We start from the raw sequence: 24,509 nt of genomic DNA on the forward strand, positions 1-24,509 counted from the left end.
ATCACTTCTCAGCCACATCCCCCACACAGCGATCAATCTCTGCGCAACAGATGTACAACGCACAGTAGTTGTTCTAATTTTCATGGACCCAGTTGGTATGCACCTGGCGGGTGGGACAGCAGCGCACCCGTGCGTCGTCGTCCCGCCCGGCCCCCCACCCGGCGCTCGGACAAGCGAGGAAGCGGCCATGCCCCTGCCCGCGCACACGACGGATGTCGACGACCCCCTGGGGCCGCTGCCCCGGGAGTTCGCGCGCATCATGCGGCCCGAACTCCCCGGTCTCATCAAGGAGATCGGGGTCGAGGTGACCCGCGCGTTCCCCGAGTACGCGGCGCTGCTGAGCGGGCCGAGCGGCGCGGCGATCCGGCAGGGTGTCGAGCAGAGCCTGTACGCCTTCGTGGACCGGGTCGCCGATCCGAACGCCTCCACGGCGACCCGTGACGAACTGCTGCGCAAGTTCGGGCGGGTCGAGGCGTACGAGGGCCGGGATCTGGCCACCCTCCAGGGCGCCTACCGGCTCGGCGCCCGGGTCGCGCTGCGCCGGGCCAAGGACCTGGGCCGCCGCTTCGACCTCTCCCCCACCCTCCTGCTCACCTTCGCGGAGGCCGTCTTCGCCTACATCGGCGAACTCGAATCGCTCTCCCACGAGGGGTACATGGAGGTGCAGGCGCGAGCGGGAGTGGCCGGCGAGGTGGTGCGAAGACGGTTACTGCATCTGCTGCTGGCCGGAACGCCGTTGGGGCACACCACGATCCACAACCTGTGCGAGCAGACCGGCTGGCAGCTCCCCGCCGAAGTGACCATGATCGCGATGCGGACCCCGGCCGAACACATCCAGCCAGGTCTGGCCGTCGACGTCCTCGCCGATCTCGGCGCCCCGCAGCCGCATCTGCTGATCCCCGGCCCGCTCACCCGGGAGCGCCGCGCGATGCTGGAGGCGGCGGCTCCGGGAAGCTCGTACGCGATCGGGCTGACCCTGCCGACCGAGCAGGCCGCCGACTCGCTGCGCTGGGCCAGACAGGTACTTCAGCTCGTCGATGATGACATCGTTGCCGATGAGCAAGTCCTGGACTGCGCCGACCACTTGGTGACGCTGTGGCTGCTCGCCGACCCGGCGCTGGTCACCGAGATCGCCGCCCGCGAACTCGCCCCGCTCGACAAATCCTCCGGCACCCGGCGCGCCCGACTCGTGGAGACCCTCCACGCCTGGCTCACCACGCGGGGCACCGCCGAGCAGGTCGGCGACGCGCTCGGCGTGCACGCGCAGACCGTCCGCTACCGGCTGCGCAAGCTCGACGCCCACTTCGGCGACCGCCTCGAAGCCCCGACGCACCGCTTCGCCCTGGAGGCCGCGCTGCGCGCCCTGCACCTGCGGGACAAGAACGTCTACGACGCGGAGTAACCCGCCACGAACGCGCCGAACGCCTCCGGCGAGAACGCGAGGTGCGGGCCCGCCGGGTCCTTGGAGTCGCGGACGGCGACGGCGGCGCAGGGGGTGCCGGCGACCTCGACGCACGATCCGCCCTGGTCACTGCTGTACGAAGACTTGGCCCAGGTGAGCGCCCCGAGCGGCGCGCACTCCACGCATTCGCCGCCCTGGTCGCCGCTGTAGGTCGACTTACGCCACTGGACGCCCGCCATAACGCTCCTCCATCACCCGCCGGATCAGCCGCGCCGAGTCCGCGAGGGACAGAGCGGCCGCCTGCAAATGATCGTAACGGAGCGAACAGTCCTTGACGGTGGTCGGGTTGGCAGTCGGATGCCCTTGTCCGTAGCCCTCGGTATAGATGATGGACGGGTCGGTGGGGAAGCGGTACAGGGTGTACGACCCTTGCAGTCCCGCGTGCGCGCCCGCCGAGAACGGCAGCACCTGCACATTGACGTAGGGATGCGCCTCGTACGACAACAGGTGCGCGAGTTGGCCTCGCATCACCTCCGGGCCGTCCCCGACCTCCTGGAGCAGCGCCGCCTCCCCGAGGATGACCCAGAACACGGGTGGCTGCTCCTTCTCCAGGAGCCGCTGGCGGGCGAGCCGGACCTCCGCGCGGTCGTCCAGGTTCTCGCGGTCCATCGTGCCGAGGACCGCGCTCGCGTAGGCGCGGGTCTGCAACAGCCCGTGCACCATGTGCGTCTGGAACGTACAGATGTCCTCGGCCCGCGACTCCAGCTCGGCAACCTGCTGAAACCACACCGGCAACTGCGACCTCAGCACCAGCCCCACCAGCCGCGACAGCAGCCCGTCGGTCCCCAGCGCGGCATCGCAGCGCTCGCTGAAGACGGCCGTCGGCAGCTTCCGGGCGGTCTCGATCTGTCCCACCAGCGAGCCGGTGTAATTGACGATCTGCCCGAGCTGCTTCTGCGTCAGGCCCGCGGCCTCCCGGTGACGGCGCAGCTCATAGCCGTAGTAGTCGAGCGGCGAGGCGCCCGGATCGAGGACGTTGATATGGACCACGCACAGCCCCCTCAACTCGGCCCACAATGAGGCCCGTTGCATCCAGTCGATTGCTCAGCGTAGTTGCGCTTCGCCACGCTCGTACCGTGAACGAGCAAACCGAGCAGCCGCACGTCTACACGCTGCGCCTCACCGTCGGCACCCACTCGGCCCGCCACGCGCGCCGTATCGTCCACCGCCTGTGCGACAGCTGGTCGGTACCGCCGGACACGGCCGACGACCTGGCCCTGGGCGTCACCGAACTGCTGTCCAACGTCGTACGGCACGTGCCCGGCGCCCACGCCGAACTGCGGCTGCTGCACGACGCGCAGACCGGTCACGTCCGCGCGGAGGTGACCGACGACGGGCCGCAACTTCCGCAAACACACGTTCAGTTGCCGGACCCTTGCGCCGAGCACGGGCGAGGGCTCGCCATCGTGTCGGCGGTGGCGGCGAAATGGGGTGTCGAGCGCCGCGCGGCGGGGCCGGAGGGCAAGACAGTGTGGTTCGAGTGCCGGCCCGTGGAAGACTCGTAGCCGCCGGAAGGAGCGCGCCATCAGTGACACCCGAACGATCCTGTCCAGCCCTGTCGCCAGACCGAGCACGGGCGTCGGGGAGCCGGCCGCGCGGTCCCCGCGTCGCGGGCGGCGCTTCTGCCGCGACCACCGGATCCAGCTGATCGCCACCGGGTTCTCCGTTCCGCTCTACGTCGTCTGGTCCACCCTGCTGGCGACGGGCGGCGGCGATCTGGCGGCGCAGGTCGCGTGGACGGACTTCGTCGCGGCGCACCCCGGATCCGCGTACGACTTCGCGTGGTACGGCGGGATCCACGTGGGCAACTACAGCCTCGTGGCGCCCCAGTTGATGGCCCTGTTAGGGGTGCGCACGGTGACCTCGCTCGCGGGCGTCGCCGCCACCTGGTTCGCCGCGGGCCTGTTCCGGCGTGGTCCCTTCGCCAGGCCGCTGGGGCCCGCGCTGCTCGCCGCGCTCACCCTGTGGTGCGACGTGGCGTCCGGCCGTTCCACCTTCGCCCTGGGCGTGGCCCTGGCGCTCGCGGGATGCTCCGTCGCCGCCGGGCGGGCGTCGCGGGCGGCGGTGCCGGGGACGGCCGTGCTCACCGGGCTCGCCACGCTGGCCAGTCCGGTGGCCGGGCTCTTCCTCCTCGTCGCGGGCGCCACCCGGCTGCTGGTCGGGGAGTACGCCAAGGCGGTCGCCCTCTGCGCTCCCCCGGCGGTCGTCGTCGCGCTGACGACGGTCCTGTTCCCGTTCAGCGGCGTGCAGCCCATGGACACCGGCGACATCTGGAAGCCGCTCGTCTTCTGCGCGGCCCTGCTCGCGCTGGCGCCACGCGCCTGGCGCGGCGTGCGCCTCGGCTCGGCCGTGTACGCGCTCGGCCTCGTCCTCACCGCGCTCGTCGACTCCCCCGTGGGCTCCAACGTCATCCGTCTCGCCGAGCTGTTCGCCCCGCCGCTGCTCCTGGCCGCGGCGCAGGCCCGGTCGCTCCGCCCGCTGCGGCGCGTCGCCCTGGCCGTCGTCCTCGCGGTGTCCGTGCAGTGGGTGTTCCAGCACACGGTCCACGTCGTGCGCATGTCGACGCCCACCCCCGCCTGGGCCGCACGGACGGACGGCGTGCTCTCGGCGCTCGACCGGCTCGGGGCCGACCGCACCCGTGTCGAGGTCGTACCGGCGCTGAACCACCGCGAGACCACCGCGCTCGCCCCGCACGTCAACACGGCACGCGGCTGGAACCGGCAGGTCGACGTCGACCGCGGCCGCCTGTTCTACGACGGCACGTTCTCCCCGGCCGCCTACCGGGCCTGGCTCGACCGCTGGGCCGTCGGGCTCGTCGTGCTCCCCCGGGGAGCACCCGACTGGGCCGCGAAGGAAGAAGCCGCCCTGGTGCGTGCGGAGCCGGCCTGGCTGAAGCCCGTATGGAGCGACCGGGAGTGGCGCGTCTACCGCGTCGAAGCGGCGAAGCCCCTGGTCCGGGGCCCGGCGACGGTCACCGGCTCCGACAGCGCCGGAGTGGTCGTGCGTTTCCACCGGAAGGGATCGGCGCTGCTGCGCGTCGCCTACTCGCCGTGGCTGCGGGTCGGCGGGGGCTGCCTGGAACGGGCGGGCGAGTGGACCCGGCTCCGGGCGCCCCGGGCCGGGCTCTACCGCGTCAGCGCTCCGTACCGCCTGCCTTGGCAAGACCGCTGCTGACGGGCGTCTCCCGCGCGGACTCCCCGGCCGGTTCCGGTGTCCGCCGCCGGTCGCGCATCGGGCGCGCCAGGAAGAATCCGACCGCGACGACCACGGCGCCGCCCACCGCGTCGAGCATCCAGTGGTTGGCCGTCGCGATGATCGCCGAGACGGTGAACAGCGGGTGCAGCGCGCCGAGCGCCTTGACCCACCAGCGGCGCGCCAGCAGCACGATCACGACGCCGCACCACAGCGACCAGCCGAAGTGCAGCGAGGGCATCGCCGCGTACTGGTTGGTGAGCTGGGTCAGCGTGCCGTAGTCCGGCTGGGAGAAGTCCTGGACGCCGTGGACGGTGTCGATGAAACCGAGGCCGGGCATCAGGCGCGGCGGCGCGAGCGGGTACGCCCAGAAGCCGATGAGGGCGAGGAGGGTGGCGAGGCCGAGGGCCGAGCGGGCCCAGCGGTAGGCGGCCGGGCGGCGCACGTACAGGACCGCGAGCACGCTCAGCGGGACCACGAAGTGGAACGACGTGTAATAGAAGTTGAAGAAGTCCTTGAGCCACGGCGCGTGGTGGAAGACCGCGTGGTTGACCCAGTGCTCGATGTCGATGTGCAGGAACTGCTCGATCGAGTGGATCTGCCGGCCGTGCGCCTCGGCGGTGGCCCGGCCGCCGGAGATCGTGCCGCCCGTCGCGGCGAGACGGACCTGCTGGTACGCGGAGTAGCCGACGCGGATGAGGAGCAGTTCCAGGATCAGGTTGGGCCGGGTCAGGACCCGGCGCCAGGCCGGGACGAGCGGCGCCCACGACCAGCGGGCGGGCGTGGGGGCCGCGTACTCGGTGGGGACGGGGGTGTCGTACAGCGGTGACGCGCGGGAGAGGAAGGGGACGACGCAGGCGGCGGCGAGGGCGGCGATGAGCACGACGTTGTCCGCGACCGGGGCCAGGAACGTCATCTCGGGCAGCAGCATCGTCGACGGCAGGGTGAGCGCGAGGACGACGAGGACGGGCCACATGTAGCGGTCCGAGGCGCGCTTGCCGACCCGGCCGACGACGGCGAGCAGCACCCACAGCAGCTGGTGCTGCCAGGTGGTCGGGGAGACGGCGACGGCGACGCAGCCGGTGATCGCGACGGCGAGCAGGAGCTGTCCGTCGCGGGCGTAGGTGACGGCGCGGCGCAGGCCGAGCACCGCGACGGCGGCGCCGAGCAGCGCGAACAGCCCGATCTCCAGCGGGCCTTCCAGGCCGAATCGGAGCAGCATGCCGTGCAGGGACTGGTTGGCGGTGGCCGCCGGATTGGTGGCGAGGCCCGCGCCGGCCAGGTGGTGCACCCAGTACGTCCACGAGTCGTGCGGCATCGCCGCCCAGGCGAGCGCGGTGGCGGCGGCGAAGGTGACGGCGGAGGAGACGGCCGCGCGTCTGCGTCCGGTGAACCACAGCAGCGGCGCGAAGAGCAGCACCGTCGGCTGGAGCGCGGCGGCCACGCCGATGAGCACGCCGCAGGCCCGCTCGCCGCGCACGGTGAAGCAGGCGAGGAGGACGAGGAGGACCGGGATGATGCTGGTCTGGCCGGTGGTGAAGGCGTTGCGCACCGGCAGCGACAGCATCAGCAGGCTGATCGCGACGGGCGCGGCGAGCAGCGACGTACGGCGGGAGACGGGCTGCGGCAGCGCGCGGGCCGCGACCAGGCCGAGGACCACCACGAGGGCGAGCGAGCCGAAGGTCCAGCCCCAGCCGAGCGCCTGCTCGGCGGCGCGGGAGAACGGCTTGAGGACGAGTCCGGAGAACGGGGTGCCGGTGAACCGGTCGGGTGTGTCGTACAGGGAGTCCTTGACGTGGAGCACGCCGTGCGGGCCGATCCAGGTCTCCAGGTCGGTGAGGCGCTCACCGCGCGGGGTGCTCAGCACCGCCACGAGCTGGCGGGCCGCGAGGACGGCGGCGATCAGCCACAGCCCCGCCCGCAGGACGCTCGTCCGCCCGGTCACCGCTCCCGCGGGTCCCGCCGGCCTCCTGTGCTCGACATTCGCCACGCGCTGCCCGACCTCCCATCATCGTCGGAGGTTCACACCGCCTCCATCGGTGCCCCCTTCGGTGTGAGACGCAGGCAACCCCTGCTTCACCTGTCCGTCCCTCCGGATTTGACCGGAAGATGCCATTGAAGACGGTGGCCCGGACCACTTAGTTGCATGTTCCACGGGTCCGGTTCCGCGACATAGCTCACAGTTGAGGCCGTTTGGGCTCTCGGCAGCGCTCTGCGTTTCCCCAGCTCGGAGGCGGTTTACGTGCGGAGCGTAGCGGATCGGGCACGCCACGCGACGATCGTGTCGCACCCTATCGTCGCTTTCGGCCGTTCCGCTGACGCGTGAACGGCCTTGCCGTTGTCCCCCACGAAAGGCAGGCGAGCGGAACCTTGTCGAGCGCCGCTTCCATCGCACACAGTCCCAGCAGGCTCCACGCTCCGGCGCGGGGCCGCGGCAAGAAGGCCGAGCAGGACGTCACGGTCACCGACCCCACGCTCGTGAAGCGGGCGGTCAAGGCCGCGGCCCTCGGCAACGCGATGGAATGGTTCGACTTCGGTGTCTACGGCTACCTGACCGCGACGCTCGGCCACGTCTTCTTCCCGACGGCGTCCAGCACCGCGCAGGTCCTGTCCACGCTCGGCACCTTCGCCGCCGCCTTCCTCGTGCGCCCCATCGGCGGCGCCTTCTTCGGCCCGCTCGGTGACCGCATCGGACGCCAGAAGGTCCTCGCCATCACCATGATCATGATGGCGGCGGGCACCTTCGCGATCGGCCTGATCCCGTCCTACGCCGCCATCGGCGTGTGGGCGCCGGTGCTGCTGATCGTGGCGCGCATGGTGCAGGGCTTCTCGACCGGCGGTGAGTACGGCGGCGCGTGCACGTTCATCGCCGAGTACGCGCCGGACAAGCGGCGCGGCTTCTTCGGCTCGTTCCTGGAGCTGGGCACGAACGCCGGTTACGTCGCCGGTGCCACCCTCGCCACGGTCCTGATCACGACGCTTCCGGACGACTCGCTGTACAGCTGGGGCTGGCGCATCCCGTTCCTGGTCGCGGGCCCGATCGGTCTGGTCGGCCTGTACGTGCGCATGAAGCTGGAGGAGACCCCCGCCTTCCAGAAGCTGGCGCAGGAGGCCGAGGCGAAGGAGAAGTCCTTCCCGAAGCCGAAGATCAAGGAGATGTTCGTCGGCAACGCCGGCGCCATGGCCACCTGCATCGCCCTGGTCCTCGTCTTCAACGTCACCGACTACATGCTGCTCTCCTACATGCCGACGTTCCTGAGCGAGGAGCTGAACTACGACGCCACGCACGGCACGATCATCCTCATCGGCGTGATGCTGCTGATGATGCTGGTGCAGCTGCCGATGGGCATGGCCAACGACCGCTTCGGCCACCGCAAGGTCATCGGCGGCGCCTGCCTCGGCTTCGTGCTCCTGTCGGTCCCGGCGCTGCTGCTGATCCAGGCCGGTTCGACCTGGGCGATCGCGCTCGGCCTCGCCGGGCTCGGCCTGCTCCTCGTCGGCTTCACGTCGTCGATGCCGTCGACGCTGCCGGCGCTGTTCCCGACGAAGGTCCGCTACGGCTCGCTCTCGGTGGGCTTCAACCTCTCGGTCTCCCTGTTCGGCGGTACGACGCCGCTGGTCGCTGCCGCGCTGATCGCCGGTACCGGGAACCTGATGATCCCGGCCTATTACATGATGGGCGCCGCTGTGGTGGGCGGTGTCGCGGCCTGGCGCATGCGCGAATCGGCCGGCCGCCCCCTCCCCGGCTCGCCCCCGGCCGTCTGACCTCATCCGCGGCTCCCGTCGTGGCTGGCCGCGCAGTTCCCCGCGCCCCTGAAGCATGCGCTGCGCGCAGCTTCCCCTGAAGGCCGCAGGCCTCTCAGGGGCGCGGGGAACTGCGCGAGAAGCGGCCACCGGGCCACGGACGAAGAACTGCCCAGGGGCGCGGGGAACTGCGCGGCCAGCCACCACCGGGCGGCAGGCGACGGGCGGTCCCGGCGACCTAGGCTGGCGGCATGACGACACCGCCTCCGGAAACCCCGACCGCCGTGGACAACTACCTCAGCGATCTGCTGGCCCCCGCCGACGACACCCTGACCTCCGCCCTGGCGGCCAGCGACACCGCCGGCCTCCCCAGCATCCAGGTCTCGGCCGCCAGCGGAAAACTCCTCCAGCTCATCGCCCGTATCCAGGGCGCCCGCCACATCCTGGAGATCGGCACGCTCGGCGGCTACAGCACCATCTGGCTGGCCCGCGCCCTCCCCGCCGACGGCACCCTGGTCACCCTGGAGTACAGCGCCCGCCACGCGGAGGTGGCCCGCGCCAACCTCACCCGGGCGGGCCTGGACAAGACCGTCGAGGTGCGGGTCGGCGCGGCCCTGGACTCCCTGCCTCAACTGGTCCAGGAAGAGCGGGACTTCGACCTCGTCTTCATCGACGCGGACAAGGCCAACAACCCGCACTACGTCGAGTGGGCCCTGCGCCTGACCCACCCCGGCAGCGTCATCGTCATCGACAACGTGGTGCGCGGCGGCCGCGTCGCCGACCCCGAGAACACCGACCCGGACGTCATCGGCACCCGCACGGCGCTCCAACTCCTCGCCGACCACCCCAAGCTGGAGGCGACGGCCATCCAGACGGTGGGCGCGAAGGGCTACGACGGCTTCGCCCTGGCCTACGTACAGGAGTAGCCGGGGCAGTCGTCAGGCTTCGTGGTAGAAGCCCACGTGCACGCTGCGCGGCCCGCTCCGGTCGACGACGACGACCTCGCCGGAGCCGCCGCGCGGCAGCACGGTCGCCCCGCCGTAGGCCAGCGGCAGGCCGGGCTCGTGCGGCCCGCGCGGGTCGGAGCGGACCCGTACCTCCGACGACGGATCGGCCTGCGACCCGCGCAGCCAGAAGACGCTCCACTCCCCGTGCGGCCCGCACCGGAACTCCAGGTGCACCCGCGACACGAACAGCCAGTCCTCGGGGGTGACCAGCCGGCACACGCCCGCGTCCCGCCCCACCCGCAGCACGGCCCCCGGCTCGCTCGGCGATTCGGCCATCGCCATCCCGGCGGTGGCTCCCGCGTCGGCCCCGGTCACCGTGGCCATGGTCAGCTCCAGCACCGCGTTCCCCCCACCGTTCACGTCATCACGAAGGATGTCCGTAGCGGCCGCATCCTAAGCCCCCGCGACCGCACCGGCGCCGCCTGCGGGAGAATGTGTTCATGACCGAACGCAAACCACCCGGCGTCAGCTTCGAGTCATTCGTCGACAAACAGATCCGTGAAGCGGAGCGGCGCGGGGAATTCACCGCGCTGTCCGGCGCGGGCAAGCCCTTCGCGGCCGACGACGACTCCACCACGTACGACGAGAACTGGTGGATCAAGCGGAAGATGGCCCGTGAGGGCCTGTCCGTCCTGCCACCCTCCCTGGCCCTGCGCAAAGAGGTCGAGGACGCCTTCGCGGCCTTCCCGAGGACACCGTCCGAGCACACGGTCCGCCGTGTCATGACGGAGTTGAACGACAAGATCCGCGACATGATGTTCAAGCCGCCGCCCGGCCCGCCGCTCGGCCTGAAGCCGTACGACGTGGACGAGGTGGTCCGGCAGTGGCGCCTGGACCGCGCGGGCCGCCGACTGCCCGTCACCGGCATGACCGTGCGCCAGGTGCGCGTGGACGACAGCCTCACCCTCGTCCTCGACACGGGCGTACGGATCGTCGTGGCGGCCGCGGCCACCCTCGGCACGGCCCCGCTCGACCCGGCCGCCCAGCAGGTCGCCCCGGCGCTCGCGCTGTTCGGCGTGGAGACGGTCTCGGCCGTGGTCCTGCCCGGCGGCACACTGACCGTGGAGTTCGCGGACGGCTCCCGGCTGACGGCCGCCGAGGCGTGGAGCGTCACGGACGAGCGCGGCGACCCGCTCACCTGATCCGTATCCCCTCTGCGGCAGGATGACAGCCATGAGCATCGTCAAGATCAACGTCCTCACCGTCCCCGCCGAACAGCGGGAGACCCTCGAAAAGCGCTTCGCGTCCCGCGCGGGCGCCGTCGAGAACTCGGACGGCTTCGAATGGTTCGAGCTGCTGCGCCCCGTCGAAGGCACGGACGACTACCTCGTCTACACCCGCTGGCGTGACGAGGAGTCGTTCCAGGCCTGGATGGAGGGCCCCATGAAGTCGGCCCACCAGGGCGGCGGCGACCGCCCGAAGCCCGCGGCCAGCGGCTCGTCGGTGTGGTCCTTCGAGGTCGTGCAGCAGACGGCACCCAAGGGCGAGTAGCCCCTCCGACACACACGCGTACGCCCCGCACCTCTTCCCGAGGTGCGGGGCGTACGCGTGTGCCGTGGTCCTCCCGCGCTCTTCCGTACGCGCGTAGACCCTGGCACGATCTGACCCGATCCACCTGCACCACAGGCGCCCCGCACGTTCCCCCACCATCACTTGCCCCGGCACCAGCAGGAAGGACCCCCCTCCCATGCGTGTTCGCTCCGCGCTCACCGCGCTCGCGCTCTCCGCGGCAGCTCTCGTCGCCCCCGGCTTCGGCGTCCTCACGACCTCGACCGACGCCTTCGCCGTCTCCAAGATCACGCACGCGACCGCCACGTCGATGTTCAGCTCGGTCGGCATCACCTGGTCGTCGTCCGGCGGCTGTTCCAACCGCAACGTCTCCACCTGTACGTCGTTCGACCAGCTCAACCTGGCCACCGCGCAGGGCGCCCAGACCCTGAAGTCGGCCAGCGGCTGCGCGCTGAACATCACCGGCGGCACGGAGACCGGCCACGCGAGCGGCACGTACTCGCACTGGAACGGCTACAAGCTCGACTTCGGCAAGAGCACCTGCCTCACCAACTACATCAAGAACAACTTCTCCTACATCGGCCTGCGCGGCGACGGCGCCCCGCAGTACAAGGCGGCCTCCGGCAACATCTACGCGGACGAGGGCAACCACTGGGACGTGACGTACTACAACTGCGGCGGCTGCTGACCGTCACAGCGCCGTGCCCGCGACCCGATGAGCGGGGTCGCGGGCACGGCGCTGTCGTACGCGGTGCGCGTCAGAGGTTCAGCAGCTTCTCCGCCGTCTCGCGGTAGTCGCGCAGCGCGAGCCGCAGCTGCTCCGTGTCGTCGGCGGACTCCTGCCAGGACGTGCGCAGGGTGCGGCGGCGGCCGGCCAGGGTCTCGGTCAGGCGGGCCGTCAGGTCCTCCAGGACGTGGTCGGCCTCCTCGACGGCGGCGCGGGGCTGGTCGACGAAGCCGGTGACCGCGTGGCGCAGCCGGTCGGACAGCTCGTCGTGCGTGCCGGTGGCGACGAGCCTGGTCGTCTTCGTGCCGTTGTCGCCGTGCGTGCCGGACGTGGCGTGCGTGCCGGGCGTGGCGTGCGTGCCGGGCGTGGCGTGCGTGCCGGGCGTGCCGGGCGCGCCGGGCGTGCCGGGCGCGCTGTGGCCGTTGTCGCCGTGGCGGGTGCCGCGCTCGTGGCCCTCGGCCCCGGCCACGAGCGGGGCCGGCTCGTCGGCGGCCGGTCCGACCGTCTTGTCGCGGGCCGGTGCTGCCGCCGGTGCCGATGCCGGGGCCGGCGGCGGGGTGCTCAGGGCCGTGTCACCGGGCCTGTCGCCGGTGGCGGCGGGACGGGAGCCGACCGGCGCGGCGCCCGGGGTCGTGTCCCGGAGCGTGTCGCGGGTCGCGTCACGGCCCACGGTCGTCTCCGTGCCCCGGGTGAGGTCGCGGTCCGGAGCGGCGGCGGCCTCGTCGCGCTGGACGTCCGGGTCGTGCCGAAGGCCGTCCTGGCGTGTCTGTCGTGCCTGTCGTTCCTGTCGTTCCTGTCGCTCGCGCTCGATGTCCGTCATCGTCTTCCTCGGCTCCCCTCAATTGCCCTTCGCCAGGCGGCCCTTGAGGCCACCCCGGCTCTGCTGGTGCGGTGCGGTGTCGTCGGACGTCGTCCGGTGCGGGGTGCGCTCCGTGCCGAGCAGGACGTCGAACAGGGCCCGCGCCTCGACCATCGCCGTGCGCAGCTCCTCCGTACCGGCGTGGCTCTCCTCGGCGCTTCCCGGCCGGGAGTTGGCCGCGTGGTGCACCCGGCGGTAGCCGTGGACGTGCGGGCCGTGGTGGACGGAGAGCGCGGCGAACTGGTCGTCGTAGGAGGCGCCGTCGGGGAAGCCGCGCTCCTTCGCGAGATCGGCCAGGATCCGGTCGGCCTCGACGACCGCGTCGGCGGGAGACTCGACGAAACGCTCCTGGGCGTCGGCCCAGCGCGTCAGGTACCGCTCACGGGCGGCGGGCTCCAGCGGCTGCTCCCGCAGCGAGCCGTGCTCCTTCACCCGCTCGGCGAGTTCCCGCTCGGCCGCCTTCGTGTCACCGTCGTGCCGGGCCACCGCCCGGTCGTACTCGGGGCCGAACCGGCGCTTGAGGCCGTGTCCGCCTTGGGACGCGGTGCGCGCGGCGAAGATCCCCGCCGCGGCGACGACCACGATCCCCACCACTATCAGAGCGATGATCACGCCTGTCGACATGAGTGTCTCCCGACCTTCCCGGTATCAGTTTCGGTATCGGAGTCCGTCCCGCACCGGGTTGCCGCCCCTGACCGCCGCAAACAGATCGCTTCGGTCCCACACCGAATTCGCTTGCGAACGCCCGCCCCTCCGGTCGCACAATTCACCGTGCGCAACTCCTGGACCGTCTCCCCCGAGCCGTACGACTCACCGGCCGCCGCCGCGCTCTGGCGCGCGTACTACACGGAGGTCAGCGACCGCTGGTTCCTGCTGCACGAGGGCCGCAGGACCGACCCGGCGGAGCTGGAGCGCGGGGTCGCCTCCGAAAGCGGGTCGCAACTCGCGCCGCCGACAGGGCAGTTGCTGATCGCGCGGTACGCGGGTGAGCCGGCCGGCACCGCCGGGGTGCGGCTCGCCGGCACCGGGACCGCCGAGCTGACGCGTGTGTACGTACGGGAGGAGCTGCGGGGCAGGGGCGGCGCGGCGCTGCTCGTGGGCGCCGCGGAGGAGGCGGCCCGGGGGCTCGGCGCCACGCGCGTCCGGCTCGACACGCGCGCGGACCTGACGGAGGCGCGGGCGCTGTACGCGCGGCTCGGTTACGCGGAGACCGAGCCGTTCAACGACGACGTCTACGCCGAGCACTGGTTCGTCAAGGAGCTGCCGTAGCGGGGGTCCGCGCGGTGCCGCCGTCGTGCGGGCGCTCGGCGTCCGAGCCGCACATCTCGGCGTTGAGTTCGGACACCAACTTGATGAGATCCGTGGGCCGTTCGTCGCCCCACCAGTCGCCGAGCAGTTCGGCGAGGGACTCCTCGCGGGCCGCGCCGAGCCGGGCGGCGACCGCGCGGCCCTCGTCGGTCAGCACCAGGTCGAGCCCTTCGCGGACGGCGAGCCTGCGCTCCTCCACCTGGCGCGCCGCCTCCAGGATGACGGGCAGCGGCACCTGGCTGCGCTCGGCGAGGGCGGAGGGCTCGGCCCAGCCGTAGCGGTTGATGCGCAGCACGAGCCAACTGGCCGCGGGCAGCAGGTCGTAGCCCGCCTTCGCGGTGATCTTCTCGTAGATCTCGCGGCGCCCCTCGCGCGTCCCGAGCACGGACAGGGCCCGCGCGCACTCGTCGTACGAGGACCGCTCGACCGGGTTGGAGGCGAGGGTCTGGGTCGCGTCGGGCGCGGTGACGGAGCCGCGCAGCTTGTCCTCGCGCAGGAACCAGGCGAGCACGAAGGCGACCAGCACGATCGGTACCGCGTAGAGGAAGACGTCGGTGATCGAGGTCGCGTACGCGTGCAGCACGGCGGGCTGGAGCGCGGCCGGGAGACCGGCGATGCCGCGCGGGTCGGCGCCGAGCGAGTCCGGCGACACCCCGGGCGGCAGCTGCTGTCCGGAGAGTGCCGAACTCAGCCTGTCCGTCAGCCGGTTGGTGAAGATCGTGCCGAAGATCGCGACGCCGAAGGAGGCGCCGATGGAGCGGAAGAAGGTGGCACCCGAGGTGGCGACGCCCAGATCCTCGTACGGGACGGAGTTCTGCACGATGAGGACGAGGACCTGCATGACGAGGCCGAGCCCGAAGCCGAAGACGAAGAAGTAGCCGCTCATCTCCCAGGCGGAGCTGGTCTCGGTGAGATTGTGCAGGAGGAGCAGGCCGATCGCGGTCACGGCCGTGCCCACGATCGGGAACACCTTCCAGCGTCCCGTGCGGCTGACGATCTGTCCGGACCCCGTCGACGCGATCAGCACACCGGCCACCATCGGCAGCATGTGGACTCCGGACATGGTCGGCGAGACGCCGTGCACGACCTGGAGGAACGTCGGCAGGTACGTCATCGCGCCGAACATCGCGAAGCCGATGACGAAGCTGATGACGGCGCAGAGGGTGAAGGTGCGCACGCGGAACAGTTTCATCGGCAGGACCGGTTCCGCGGCCCGGAACTCGGTGAACACGAAGGCGACGGCGAGCAGTACACCGAGCACCGCGAGCCCGATGATCTGGGCGGAGCCCCAGGCCCAGGTGGTGCCGCCGAGCGAGGCGACGAGGACCAGGCAGGTCGCGACGGACGCGATGAGGAGGGTGCCGAGGTAGTCGATGCGGTGCTTGGTGGAGCGGACCGGGATGTGCAGGGCGGCGGCGATCACGACGAGCGCGACGACGCCGAGCGGCAGATTCACGTAGAAGACCCAGCGCCAGCTCAGGTGCTCGGTGAACAGTCCGCCGAGCAGCGGGCCGAGGACGCTGGTCGCGCCGAAGACGGCGCCGAACAGCCCCTGGTACTTGCCGCGTTCGCGCGGCGGCACGATGTCGCCGACGATCGCCATGGACAGCACCATGAGCCCGCCGCCGCCGAGTCCTTGCAGGGCACGGAAGGCGATCAGCTCGGCCATGTTCTGCGCCATGCCGCACAGCGCGGAGCCGATCAGGAAGATCACGATGGCGATCTGGAAGAGCTTCTTGCGCCCATAGAGGTCGCCCAGCTTGCCCCAGAGCGGGGTCGCGGCCGTCGAGGCGAGCAGATAGGCGGTGACGACCCACGACAGGTGCTCCAGGCCGCCGAGGTCGCTGACGATCGTGGGCAGCGCCGTGGCCACGATGGTCTGGTCGAGCGCGGCGAGCAGCATGCCGAGGAGCAGGGCGCCGATGGAGATGAGCACGCTGCTGCTCTTGGCTCCGTCCGCCGGTGCCGCCTCATGGGTGCGGCTGCCGCCGCCGACCCGCGTCGCGCCCGTGCCGTCGCCGTTGTCCGGGGGGCTTGTCTCCGGGGTGCTCATGACCACCTCCCAGGGCTCCCCGGCGCCGGCCGGCCGGGGGCTTGGTACTTCCCATCCTGGTAGGTCTGGAGTGGTTTGGCCTGTTGAGGTCCGGGAGATTCGTGCCGCCCCGCCCCGACGGGCCGGTTTTCCCCGGGGGCGAGCGCTGCGCCCGCCTCCCGGGGTCTGCATAATGCGCTCAGCTCTCGGGGGAGGGCGGGGCTCTTGGGGAGGGAGCGGACGATGACCATGGGTGAGAACGGGCGGGACGAGGTTGTGGGGGCGGCCACGGGTGATGCCGGGGGCCGGGCCGGAGGCGGTTCTGGGGGTTCCGGGGGTTCCGGGGCTTCTGGGGGTTCCGGGGGCGGCCAGGGGACCTCGGACCGCGAACCCGGCGACGGAATACCGGTCGGCGGCGCATCGGGCGAGGGGGCGCAAGCGGGCGAGGCGGTCGTCCCCGGGCCGGACGGCGGTGAACCCGGCGGCGGGAAGGCGGCGGCCGACCGCGAGGCGGAGGACTTCAGCCCGCTGCGGGTCCGCCCGTACGTCACCCTGCCCGAACCCACCCAGCCCCCGCCGCCCCGCCCGGCCGACCCGTACGCGCACCCGCCGGCCGGTGCCGCGACCGTCCGGCAGGAGCTCCCGGCGGCCGTCGAGCCGGTCGTCGTCGACGACGACGAGGACCCCGGGCAGCCGCAGGCCCGCCGCGCCCCGGTGCTGCTGCTGACGGCGGTGGCCGGAGTGCTGAGCGTGGCGGCGCTGGTGGTGGTTCTGGTGACCTCGGGCGGCGACGGCGGTGACGTGGCGACCGCGGCGGACGGCACGCGCGCGTCCGCGGCCCCGCCGACCTCGGCCCCTGCCACGTCCACGGCGCCGAGCGCGTCGGCGTCGACCCGCGCGGCGGTGCCCTCCGCGTCGGCGTCGGCGCCCTCGGCCACGCCCTCGACGACATCGCCGTCCCCGAGCCACAGCGCGGACCCGTCCCCCACCCGCAGCACGACGGCGCCCTCGCGCTCGGCGTCCCCGTCGGCGTCGCACACCACGGCCGCGGCGGCCCCGGTGACGACCCTGCGCCGGGGCGACCAGGGCCCCGAGGTGGCCGAACTCCAGCAACGGCTGCGGAAGTTGTCGATGTACTTCGGGCGGCCCGACGGCCGCTACGACGGCTCGACGGAGTTCGCGGTCCGCGCCTTCCAGGTCGCGCGCGGCGTGCAGGGGGACGAGCCGGGCACGTACGGCCCGGCGACCCGCGAGGCGCTGGAGGCGGAGACCCGCTGAGGGCCGGGCCCTCAGCCCACGTGGAGCAGGATCTCCCCGGAGGCGAGGACCTCGACCCGTACGGCGTTCAGATCGGGCACGTGCACGGTGGGCCCGTGCTGGCCGGCGCGCGGCCCGATCCCGACGACCCGCATCCCGGCGGCGCGGCCGGCCGCGATCCCGGCGCCCGAGTCCTCGAACACGACACAGTCCGCGGGGGCGACGCCCAGCTCGGCGGCGCCCTTCAGGAATCCTTCGGGGTCGGGCTTGCTGGCGCCGACGTTCTCGGCGGTGACCCGCACCTCGGGGTAGGGCAGTCCGGCGGCGGCCATCCGCCCGGTCGACAGCGCCACGTCGGCGGAGGTCACCAGGGCGTGCGGGACCGCGCCGGAGATCAGCGAGTCCAGGAACGCCGCCGCGCCCGGCACCGGCACGACGCCGTCCATGTCGGAGGTCTCCTCGGCGAGCATGCGGGCGTTGTCGGCACGGTTCTCCGCGTCGGGGCGCCCGGGCAGCAGCTCGGCCATGGTGGCGTGTCCCTGGCGGCCGTGGGCGACGGCCATGACCTCGTCGCCGTCGAAGCCGTGGGCGACGGCCCAGCGCCGCCAGATCCGCTCGACCACGGCGTCGGAGTTGACGAGCGTGCCGTCCATGTCGAGCAGGAGGGCGCGCGCGGAGAGCACGGTGGGCGTGGCCGTCATCGGCGGGCTCCAGGGGGTGGAGACAGAGCGGGACCAAGGCGGCCCCGCCCACCGGTCAGGGTGAGTGGGCGGGAACCACTTTGTTCCTACACGATACAAAACGCACCCCACCCCGACCACCGCACCCCCTGACACGCCCCCCACCCCGCCCCACAGGCACCCGCCACGCGCGGACCGGCGGGGGCTGGCCACGCAGCTCCCCTCGCCCCTGGGGATCCCTTCGCCCGCGGACCGGTGGGGGCTGGTCACGCAGTTCCCCGCGCCTTTGGGGAGTCCTTCACCCGCGGGCCGGTGGGGGCTGGTCACGCAGTTCCCCGCGCCCCTGGAGATCCCTTCGCCCGCGGACCGGTGGGGGCTGGTCGCGCAGTTCCCCGCGCCCCTGAAAACTGCGCTTCGCCACCCCGATGAGATGTCGCACGAAGTGCGCATCTCAGGGGCGCGGGGAACTGCGCGAGAAGCGACCACCGGCCGCCAGCCGAACGACAACCCACCAGGGGCGCGGGGAACTGCGCAATCAGCGCGGCCACACCAACTCCCCGCACCCGAAATCCAGTTACCCGACCACACCCTCTTGCCCCGCACATCACCTTGACGCGACCCTGTCACCCAACGCACACCTCCCGGAAACCCCACCCCCACACCATGGCCAGACCGACCCACCCCCAACACCCCCCACACAAAAGGGAGTTCCCATGCGCCCCACCCCCCACCCCACGCCCTCCATCTACGCGCGTAAACCCCACCGACGCGGAACAACCCTGACCACAGCAGCCGCAGCGGCAGCGACAGCCGTCACCCTCCTCACCACAGCCACCCCCGCCCAGGCCTCCCCGCCCACCCCCATCGCCGCCTCCACGGCCCGGAGTTACCTCTCCGAGCTGACCGTGAAGACAGAGGGCTCCTCCGACGGCTACAGCCGCGACAAGTTCCCGCACTGGATCACCCAGTCCGGCACCTGCGACACCCGCGAGACCGTCCTCAAGCGCGACGGCAAGAACGTCACGACGGGCAGCAACTGCGCCGCCACGGCAGGCAGTTGGTACTCGGAGTACGACGGCGAGACCTGGACCGCGTCCTCCGACGTCGACATCGACCACATCGTCCCGCTCTCCGAGGCGTGGAAGTCCGGCGCGAGCGGCTGGACCACGGCCCAGCGCCAGAACTTCGCCAACGACCTCACCCGCCCGCAGCTCATCGCCGTCACCGACAACGTCAACCAGTCCAAGGGCGACAAGGACCCGGCGAAGTGGATGCCGCCGCGCGCCGCGTACGCCTGCACCTACCTGCGGGCCTACGTCCAGGTGAAGCACTACTACGCCCTCGCGGTCGACTCGGCCGAGAAGTCGGCGATCCAGTCCGGCCTGAGCGGCTGCTGACCCGGGGAAACGATCCGGCGCCCCCGGAACCACCCCGCGCGCCTCCGGCGTTCCGTACCGTCCGTACCGTACGGAGACGTCGGAGGACCGGGGAGGACATGACATGGCGAGGCTCCGTCTGGGCCCACTGCTGCGTTACGTGGACGAGGGAACGGCGACGGTCTGGGTCGAGGCGAGCCGGCCGTGCCTCGCCGAGGTGCGCTGCGCGGACGGCGCGCGGGGCAGCGCGCACACCTTCCAGATCGACGGCCACCACTACGCGCTCGTCCCGGTCACCGGACTCACCCCCGGCACCACGACCCCGTACGAGGTCGTGCTCGACGGCGGCACGGTCTGGCCCGAGCCGGACTCCCGGTTCCCGCCGAGCACCATCCGCACACCCGCGTACGACAGCGAGCACACGACCCGGGTCGTCTTCGGCTCCTGCCGCTGGGCCGCGCCGCCGGCCGACGAGCACGACCCGGTGGGCCCGGACGCCCTGGACACGCTCGCGTCCCACCTCGCCGCCGACCCGGAGGCCGAGCGTCCCGACGTCCTCGTCCTGCTCGGCGACCAGATCTACGCGGACGAGACCTCACCGGCGACCCAGGAGTGGCTGGCCCGCCGCCGCGACCTCACCGATCCGCCCGGCACCCAGGTCGCGGACTACCAGGAGTACACGCGTCTCTACTACGAGTCCTGGCTCGACCCCGAGATCCGCTGGCTGCTGTCCACCGTTCCGTCCTCGATGGTCTTCGACGATCACGACATAGTGGACGATTGGAACACCAGCGCCGCGTGGCTCGCTGAGATGCGGGAGACGCCCTGGTGGCGGGAGCGGCTGCTCAGCGGCCTGATGTCGTACTGGGTGCACCAGCACATCGGGAACCTGCCGCCGTCCGAACTCGCCGCCGACCCCGTCTACCGGGCCGTGTGCGCGGCCCCCGACGGCACGGACGAGCTCCGCGCGTTCGCGAGCCGGGCCGACGCCGATCCCGCCTCGGTGCGGTGGAGCTACCGCCGGGACTTCGGGGGCGTACGGCTGCTGATGGTGGACAGCCGCGCGGCCCGCGTCCTGGAGGAACAGCACCGCTCGATGATCGACCCGGAGACGGAAGCGTGGCTCCGCGACCAGGCCCTGGACCGGGCCGAGCCCTGCGACCACCTCCTCATCGGCACCTCCCTGCCCTGGCTCCTGCCCCACCTCGTGCACGACGCCGAGCACTGGGACGCGGCGCTGTGCCGGGGGGAGCGCGGGGCGCGCTGGGCGCGGTTCGGGGAGCGGTTGCGCAGGCGGGCGGATCTGGAGCACTGGGCGGCGTTCCCGGCGTCGTTCGACCGGCTCGGGGACCTGATCGCAGAGGCCGGTTCGGGGCCGGCCGCGCCCGCGACGATCTCCGTGCTCTCCGGCGACGTCCACCACGCCTACATCGCGGAACCGAGCTGGCCGGACGCCGCCGCGCCCACGGCCCGCGTCCTGCAACTCACCTGCTCACCGGTGCACAACTCCGTCCCCGCCGGGATCCGGCTCGGCTTCCGCTTCGGCTGGAGCCGCGCGGGCCGCGCGCTCGGGCGCGCCCTCGCCCGTCATGCCCGGGCCGCCGCCCCGCGGTTCCGCTGGCGCAAGACGGGCGGCCCGTGGTTCGGCAACCAGCTGATGACCCTGACCCTCCACGCCCGCGAGGCCCACCTCACCCTGGACCAGGCCCACCCCGACGCCCACCTCCACCCCACCACCCACCGAACCCTCTCCTAGCCCCGCCGCGACCGCCCGCGCCTCTCGCGATGAGATGCCGCACGAAGTGCGCATCTCAGGGGCGCGGGGAACTGCACGAGAAGCGGCCACCGGCCCGCAGATGAACGAACAACCCAGGGGCGCGGGGAACTGCGCGAGAAGCGGCCACCGGCCCGCAGATGAACGAACAACCCAGGGGCGCGGGGAACTGCGCGACCAGCCCCCACGGGCACCACCAGCCCCACCCACCCCACCCGTGATCCACCCCACACCCCCACTCCGCCCCTCCCCTCCCGCCCACGAAACGGCATGATGAGGCGGACCATCCGCTTCCAGCACCCCCACATGCCCCGGGAGTCCCGCTTTGCCCCGCACTTCCCCCGCATCCCCCGCGGAGCCGACCCCCGAGTTCAGCCTCGCGATCGTCGGTGCGGGCCCCCGCGGCACCAGCGTCCTGGAACGGCTGACGGCCTCGGCCCCGGAGCTGCTGCCGCCCGGCGCCCGGCTCACCGTCCACGTGATCGACCCGGCACCCCCGGGCGCGGGCGCGGTCTGGCGCACGGACCAGGCGCCCGAGCTGCTGATGAACACGGTCGCCTCCCAGGTGACCCTGTTCACGGACGAGAGCGTCGACTGCTCGGGCCCGATCCGCCCGGGCCCGAGCCTGTACGAGTGGGCGGCACACCACGACCCCGGCGACGACGCACCCCTCGGCCCCGACGACTACCCGACCCGGGCCCGCTACGGCCGCTACCTGCGCTGGGTGTTCGCGCGGACGGCGGCCACGGCCCCGCCCGGCGTCGAGGTCACCGTCCACGCCACCCGCGCCGTCCGTCTCGACGACGCCCCCGACGGCCGCCAGACCCTCACCCTCGCCGACGGCAGCGCCCTGACCGGCCTGCACGCCGTCGTCCTCGCCCAGGGCCACCTCCCGGTCGCCCCCACCCGGACCGAGAACGCCCTCACCGAGTACGCCCGCCGGCACGGGCTGCGCCATGTGCCGCCCGCCAACCCGGCCGACCTCGACCTGAGCGGCGTACACCCTGGCGAAACGGTCCTGCTGCGCGGGCTCGGCCTGAACTTCTTCGACCACATGGCCCTGTTCACACAGACCCGCGGCGGCCGCTACACCCGTACACCGGAGGGCGGCCTGCGCTACATACCGTCGGGCAGAGAGCCGCGCCTGTACGCGGGATCGCGCCGCGGCATCCCGTACCAGGCCCGCGGCGACAACGCGAAGGGCCCGTACGGACGCCACCGCCCGCTGGTCCTCACCCCCGAGTCGATCGCCCGCTTCCGCAAGAGAGCCGACTCCGGCGACGCCCCCGACTTCCTCGCCGACATCTGGCCGCTGGTCGCCAAGGAGGTCGAGACGGTCTACTACGAGGCCCTGCTGAGAGCCGCCGGCCGGACCGCCCCGCACTTCCGCGACCGCTACCTGGCCACCCTCCACCGCTCCCCCGGGGATCCCCAAGAGGCCGACGTCCTGCGGGAGTTCGCGATACCCGAGGCCGACCGCTGGTCCTGGGACCGGATCTCGCGCCCGCACACGGGCCGCGCCCCCGCCTCCACCGCCGACTGGCGGACCTGGCTGCTCGCGCTCCTGCGCGAGGACGCCGCCCACGCCGCGCTCGGCAATCTCGACGGCCCCGTGAAGGCCGCCCTCGACGTCCTGCGCGACCTGCGCAACGAACTGCGGCTCGTGGTCGACCACGGCGGCCTGACCGGCACCTCGCGCCGCGACCACCTCGACCGCTGGTACACCCCGCTCAACGCGTTCCTGTCCATCGGCCCGCCGCGCCGCCGCATCGAGGAGATGACGGCCCTGATCGAGGCGGGCGTGCTGACCGTCGTCGGCCCGCGCCTGGACGTCGTACCCCGGGACGGCCGGTTCGTCGCGCACTCGCCCGACGTCCCGGGCTCGACCGTGACGGCCACCACACTCATCGAGGCCCGCCTGCCCGAACCGGACGTCCGCCGCACCGCCGACGACCTGCTCGCCCGGCTGCTGAAAACCGGGCAGGCCCGCCCGCACACCGTCGACGAGCACGAGACCGGCGGCCTCGACGTCACCCCGCGCCCGTACCGCCTGATCAACCGTCAGGGGCGGGCGCACGCACGGCGGTTCGCGTTCGGCGTGCCCACCGAAGGAGTGCACTGGGTGACGGCGGCGGGGGCGCGCCCCGGGGTCGACTCGGTGACGTTGTCGGACGCGGACGCGGTCGCCCGGGCGGCGCTCCGCGAGACCTCGGACGGCCCGGAGCCCGTCCAGGGCCGATCATGGCCGAATGTTGAAGTTGCAAGCACAAGTTAGGCACCCCTAATCTGAGCCACTCCCCCATCGGTGGCAACGGCGGCAACGGCGGCGCCGGCCACATCGGTGAACCGGCCACGTCCCCAACCTCGGCCGGGAACCGACAACCGACCGAAGGAGTCCCCCATGACCGGACGTCTCAACACCGCCCAGCCCTATGTCCTCGGCCTGTTCCGCATCGTCGTCGGCCTGCTCTTCGCCTGCCACGGCGCCGCCGCCCTGTTCGGCGTCCTCGGCGGCTCGGAGGGCGGCGGCACCGTGCCCGCCGGCACCTGGCCGGGCTGGTACGCGGCCGTCATCCAGCTCGTCGGCGGCGGCCTGGTGCTGCTCGGCCTCGGCACCCGCGTCGCCGCCTTCGTCGCGTCGGGCTCGATGGCGTACGCCTACTTCGACGTGCACCAGCCCTCGGCGCTGTGGCCGCTGCAGAACGGCGGCGAGGCCTCGGCCCTGTTCTGCTGGACGATGCTGCTGCTCGTCTTCACCGGCTCCGGCGCCCTCGGCCTCGACCGGCTGTTCTCGCGCCGCGACGCGCGGCCCGCGGAGACCTCCGCACAGCGCGAGACCGTGGCGGCCTGACCCGCGTGCCCATCGGCGCCCGCGCTCCCGAAGGAGCGCGGGCGCCGTGCTGAGCCCGTACGGGCGTTCCCACGCGCGCTACTCCCACGCGCGCTACGAGGACCGCGGGGACGGCGCGAAGCCCACCGTGAGGCACGCGACCCTCGCCCCCTTCATGCCCGGCATGTCGTGCAGCACGACCGACGCCGCCCCGCCGGACCGCAGGCCCCACGTCTTGCGGGCGACCGCCGAACCGGCGCCCGAGGCGTCGGCCGTGAAGTCCAGCCACACCTCGTTCCTGGCGTTGGCCTGCTTCGGGTCCACCACGTGCTGGTAGTGCCCGCCCGCGGCCTTCGGATCGGTGCCGCACGGCTTCTGGTGGACGTGCGCGCCGTACGTGTGACCGGCCACCAGGCCCGAGACCCGCAGATCCACGGTCATGCCACTGTCGTCGCCGAACTGCTGGACCTTGATCGACGCGCCCGCGGGCACCAGCTTCGTGTCGTACGTGATCGCGGACGCCGGCATGAACGCCGTCGCCGGTGCGAACCTGCCCTGCGCCATCACCCAGTAACAGTTCGCCGGGCCGCCGCCCCCGCCGCCCGCGGCGAGCACGGCCGCCGCGAGGGCACCGGTCACCATTCCTGCCACCATCACCGCTCCTCTTCTTCGTCCTGGCTCGTTGGTACGGGAACCGAGCGCACCACACACCGCGGGGCGCGGCACCCGGGTGAACCGGACACAGATGAGTG

General features: G+C 72.5%; 22 protein-coding genes and 2 pseudogenes. 15 read left to right on the forward strand and 9 right to left on the reverse strand.

Translation table 11 applies throughout. The features are described from left to right. The first annotated feature begins 187 nt into the window (after window positions 1–187). Window positions 188–1,402: a helix-turn-helix domain-containing protein gene (locus tag ABII15_RS12200; RefSeq protein WP_353942328.1), complete on the forward strand. Its 1,215-nt coding sequence runs from the start codon at window positions 188–190 to the stop codon at window positions 1,400–1,402. On the opposite strand, the gene ABII15_RS12205 is transcribed toward ABII15_RS12200, so the two are convergent. Then, window positions 1,387–1,641 (reverse strand): DUF397 domain-containing protein, encoded by a 255-nt coding sequence (locus ABII15_RS12205; RefSeq protein ID WP_353942329.1) that lies wholly within the window; start codon window positions 1,639–1,641, stop codon window positions 1,387–1,389. The genes ABII15_RS12200 and ABII15_RS12205 overlap by 16 nt on opposite strands. Further along, the gene (locus tag ABII15_RS12210) at window positions 1,619–2,452 is read right to left on the reverse strand and encodes a helix-turn-helix transcriptional regulator (RefSeq protein ID WP_353942330.1); all 834 of its coding nucleotides are present in this window, start codon (window positions 2,450–2,452) and stop codon (window positions 1,619–1,621) included. Before ABII15_RS12210 ends, ABII15_RS12205 begins: the two co-directional genes overlap by 23 nt. Window positions 2,453–2,538: 86 nt before the next feature. Between ABII15_RS12210 and ABII15_RS12215 the strand changes: the two genes are divergently transcribed. Beyond that, window positions 2,539–2,967, forward strand: a complete 429-nt coding sequence (locus tag ABII15_RS12215; RefSeq protein WP_353942331.1) for an ATP-binding protein — start codon at window positions 2,539–2,541, stop codon at window positions 2,965–2,967. Beyond that, window positions 2,894–4,636: a hypothetical protein gene (locus tag ABII15_RS12220; protein ID WP_353942332.1), complete on the forward strand. Its 1,743-nt coding sequence runs from the start codon at window positions 2,894–2,896 to the stop codon at window positions 4,634–4,636. The genes ABII15_RS12215 and ABII15_RS12220 overlap by 74 nt, the downstream gene beginning before the upstream one ends. On the opposite strand, the gene ABII15_RS12225 is transcribed toward ABII15_RS12220, so the two are convergent. Then, window positions 4,596–6,599 (reverse strand): bifunctional glycosyltransferase 87/phosphatase PAP2 family protein, encoded by a 2,004-nt coding sequence (locus tag ABII15_RS12225; RefSeq protein ID WP_353942333.1) that lies wholly within the window; start codon window positions 6,597–6,599, stop codon window positions 4,596–4,598. The two genes, ABII15_RS12220 and ABII15_RS12225, sit on opposite strands and share 41 nt — an antisense overlap. 425 nt (window positions 6,600–7,024) lie before the next feature. Between ABII15_RS12225 and ABII15_RS12230 the strand changes: the two genes are divergently transcribed. Together ABII15_RS12230 and ABII15_RS12235 are read left to right on the forward strand one after the other, a co-directional pair. Continuing rightward, on the forward strand, window positions 7,025–8,419 hold the full coding sequence (locus tag ABII15_RS12230) for an MFS transporter (protein ID WP_353942334.1): 1,395 nt from the start codon (window positions 7,025–7,027) through the stop codon (window positions 8,417–8,419). A 230-nt stretch (window positions 8,420–8,649) separates the two neighbouring features. Continuing rightward, complete coding sequence (locus ABII15_RS12235; RefSeq protein ID WP_353942335.1) at window positions 8,650–9,324, forward strand: O-methyltransferase; 675 nt, start codon at window positions 8,650–8,652, stop codon at window positions 9,322–9,324. A gap of 12 nt (window positions 9,325–9,336) precedes the next feature. Here ABII15_RS12235 and ABII15_RS12240 read toward each other — a convergent pair whose 3' ends face one another. Further along, window positions 9,337–9,744: a hypothetical protein gene (locus tag ABII15_RS12240; RefSeq protein ID WP_353947036.1), complete on the reverse strand. Its 408-nt coding sequence runs from the start codon at window positions 9,742–9,744 to the stop codon at window positions 9,337–9,339. Window positions 9,745–9,845: 101 nt separating this feature from the next. Here ABII15_RS12240 and ABII15_RS12245 point away from each other — a divergent pair. From ABII15_RS12245 to ABII15_RS12260, 4 genes and pseudogenes are all read left to right on the forward strand, one after another. Next, a pseudogene (locus ABII15_RS12245) lies at window positions 9,846–10,253 on the forward strand (DUF1992 domain-containing protein); the annotation flags it as partial. A gap of 15 nt (window positions 10,254–10,268) precedes the next feature. Next, window positions 10,269–10,547, forward strand: a pseudogene (locus ABII15_RS12250) (DUF6188 family protein); the annotation flags it as partial. Window positions 10,548–10,578: 31 nt separating this feature from the next. Continuing rightward, window positions 10,579–10,896, forward strand: a complete 318-nt coding sequence (locus tag ABII15_RS12255; RefSeq protein WP_353942336.1) for an antibiotic biosynthesis monooxygenase — start codon at window positions 10,579–10,581, stop codon at window positions 10,894–10,896. Between the two features lie 196 nt (window positions 10,897–11,092). Continuing rightward, entirely contained in the window at window positions 11,093–11,602 is a 510-nt protein-coding gene (locus ABII15_RS12260; protein ID WP_111662082.1) for a hypothetical protein, read from the forward strand. Window positions 11,603–11,672: 70 nt separating this feature from the next. On the opposite strand, the gene ABII15_RS12265 is transcribed toward ABII15_RS12260, so the two are convergent. Further along, on the reverse strand, window positions 11,673–12,461 hold the full coding sequence (locus tag ABII15_RS12265; protein ID WP_353942337.1) for a hypothetical protein: 789 nt from the start codon (window positions 12,459–12,461) through the stop codon (window positions 11,673–11,675). Between the two features lie 18 nt (window positions 12,462–12,479). Then, a complete protein-coding gene (locus tag ABII15_RS12270; RefSeq protein WP_353942338.1) occupies window positions 12,480–13,124 on the reverse strand; it encodes a hypothetical protein in 645 nt (214 codons plus the stop codon). Window positions 13,125–13,271: 147 nt separating this feature from the next. On the opposite strand from ABII15_RS12270, the gene ABII15_RS12275 reads away from it, so the two are divergent. After that, a complete protein-coding gene (locus tag ABII15_RS12275; RefSeq protein ID WP_353942339.1) occupies window positions 13,272–13,769 on the forward strand; it encodes a GNAT family N-acetyltransferase in 498 nt (165 codons plus the stop codon). Here the strand turns inward: ABII15_RS12275 and ABII15_RS12280 are convergent. Then, a complete protein-coding gene (locus ABII15_RS12280) occupies window positions 13,753–15,861 on the reverse strand; it encodes an MFS transporter (RefSeq protein WP_353942340.1) in 2,109 nt (702 codons plus the stop codon). The two genes, ABII15_RS12275 and ABII15_RS12280, sit on opposite strands and share 17 nt — an antisense overlap. Window positions 15,862–16,083: 222 nt before the next feature. On the opposite strand from ABII15_RS12280, the gene ABII15_RS12285 reads away from it, so the two are divergent. Next, on the forward strand, window positions 16,084–17,118 hold the full coding sequence (locus ABII15_RS12285; RefSeq protein WP_353942341.1) for a peptidoglycan-binding domain-containing protein: 1,035 nt from the start codon (window positions 16,084–16,086) through the stop codon (window positions 17,116–17,118). A gap of 11 nt (window positions 17,119–17,129) precedes the next feature. Here the strand turns inward: ABII15_RS12285 and ABII15_RS12290 are convergent, their stop codons facing one another. Further along, the gene (locus tag ABII15_RS12290; protein ID WP_353942342.1) at window positions 17,130–17,798 is read right to left on the reverse strand and encodes an HAD-IA family hydrolase; all 669 of its coding nucleotides are present in this window, start codon (window positions 17,796–17,798) and stop codon (window positions 17,130–17,132) included. A 692-nt stretch (window positions 17,799–18,490) separates the two neighbouring features. Here ABII15_RS12290 and ABII15_RS12295 point away from each other — a divergent pair. From ABII15_RS12295 to ABII15_RS12310, 4 genes are all read left to right on the forward strand, one after another. Continuing rightward, the gene (locus tag ABII15_RS12295; RefSeq protein WP_353942343.1) at window positions 18,491–19,174 is read left to right on the forward strand and encodes an HNH endonuclease family protein; all 684 of its coding nucleotides are present in this window, start codon (window positions 18,491–18,493) and stop codon (window positions 19,172–19,174) included. 103 nt (window positions 19,175–19,277) lie between these two features. Continuing rightward, window positions 19,278–20,909 (forward strand): alkaline phosphatase D family protein, encoded by a 1,632-nt coding sequence (locus ABII15_RS12300; RefSeq protein WP_353942344.1) that lies wholly within the window; start codon window positions 19,278–19,280, stop codon window positions 20,907–20,909. Between the two features lie 343 nt (window positions 20,910–21,252). After that, complete coding sequence (locus ABII15_RS12305) at window positions 21,253–23,202, forward strand: FAD/NAD(P)-binding protein (protein ID WP_353942345.1); 1,950 nt, start codon at window positions 21,253–21,255, stop codon at window positions 23,200–23,202. A gap of 126 nt (window positions 23,203–23,328) precedes the next feature. After that, complete coding sequence (locus tag ABII15_RS12310) at window positions 23,329–23,778, forward strand: DoxX family protein (protein ID WP_353942346.1); 450 nt, start codon at window positions 23,329–23,331, stop codon at window positions 23,776–23,778. 93 nt (window positions 23,779–23,871) lie between these two features. Here ABII15_RS12310 and ABII15_RS12315 read toward each other — a convergent pair whose 3' ends face one another. Then, window positions 23,872–24,411, reverse strand: a complete 540-nt coding sequence (locus tag ABII15_RS12315; RefSeq protein ID WP_353942347.1) for a superoxide dismutase family protein — start codon at window positions 24,409–24,411, stop codon at window positions 23,872–23,874. Window positions 24,412–24,509: the final 98 nt, after the last annotated feature.

The sequence above is a fragment of the Streptomyces sp. HUAS MG91 genome, from assembly GCF_040529335.1.
Taxonomy (GTDB): Bacteria; Actinomycetota; Actinomycetes; order Streptomycetales; family Streptomycetaceae; genus Streptomyces; species Streptomyces tabacisoli.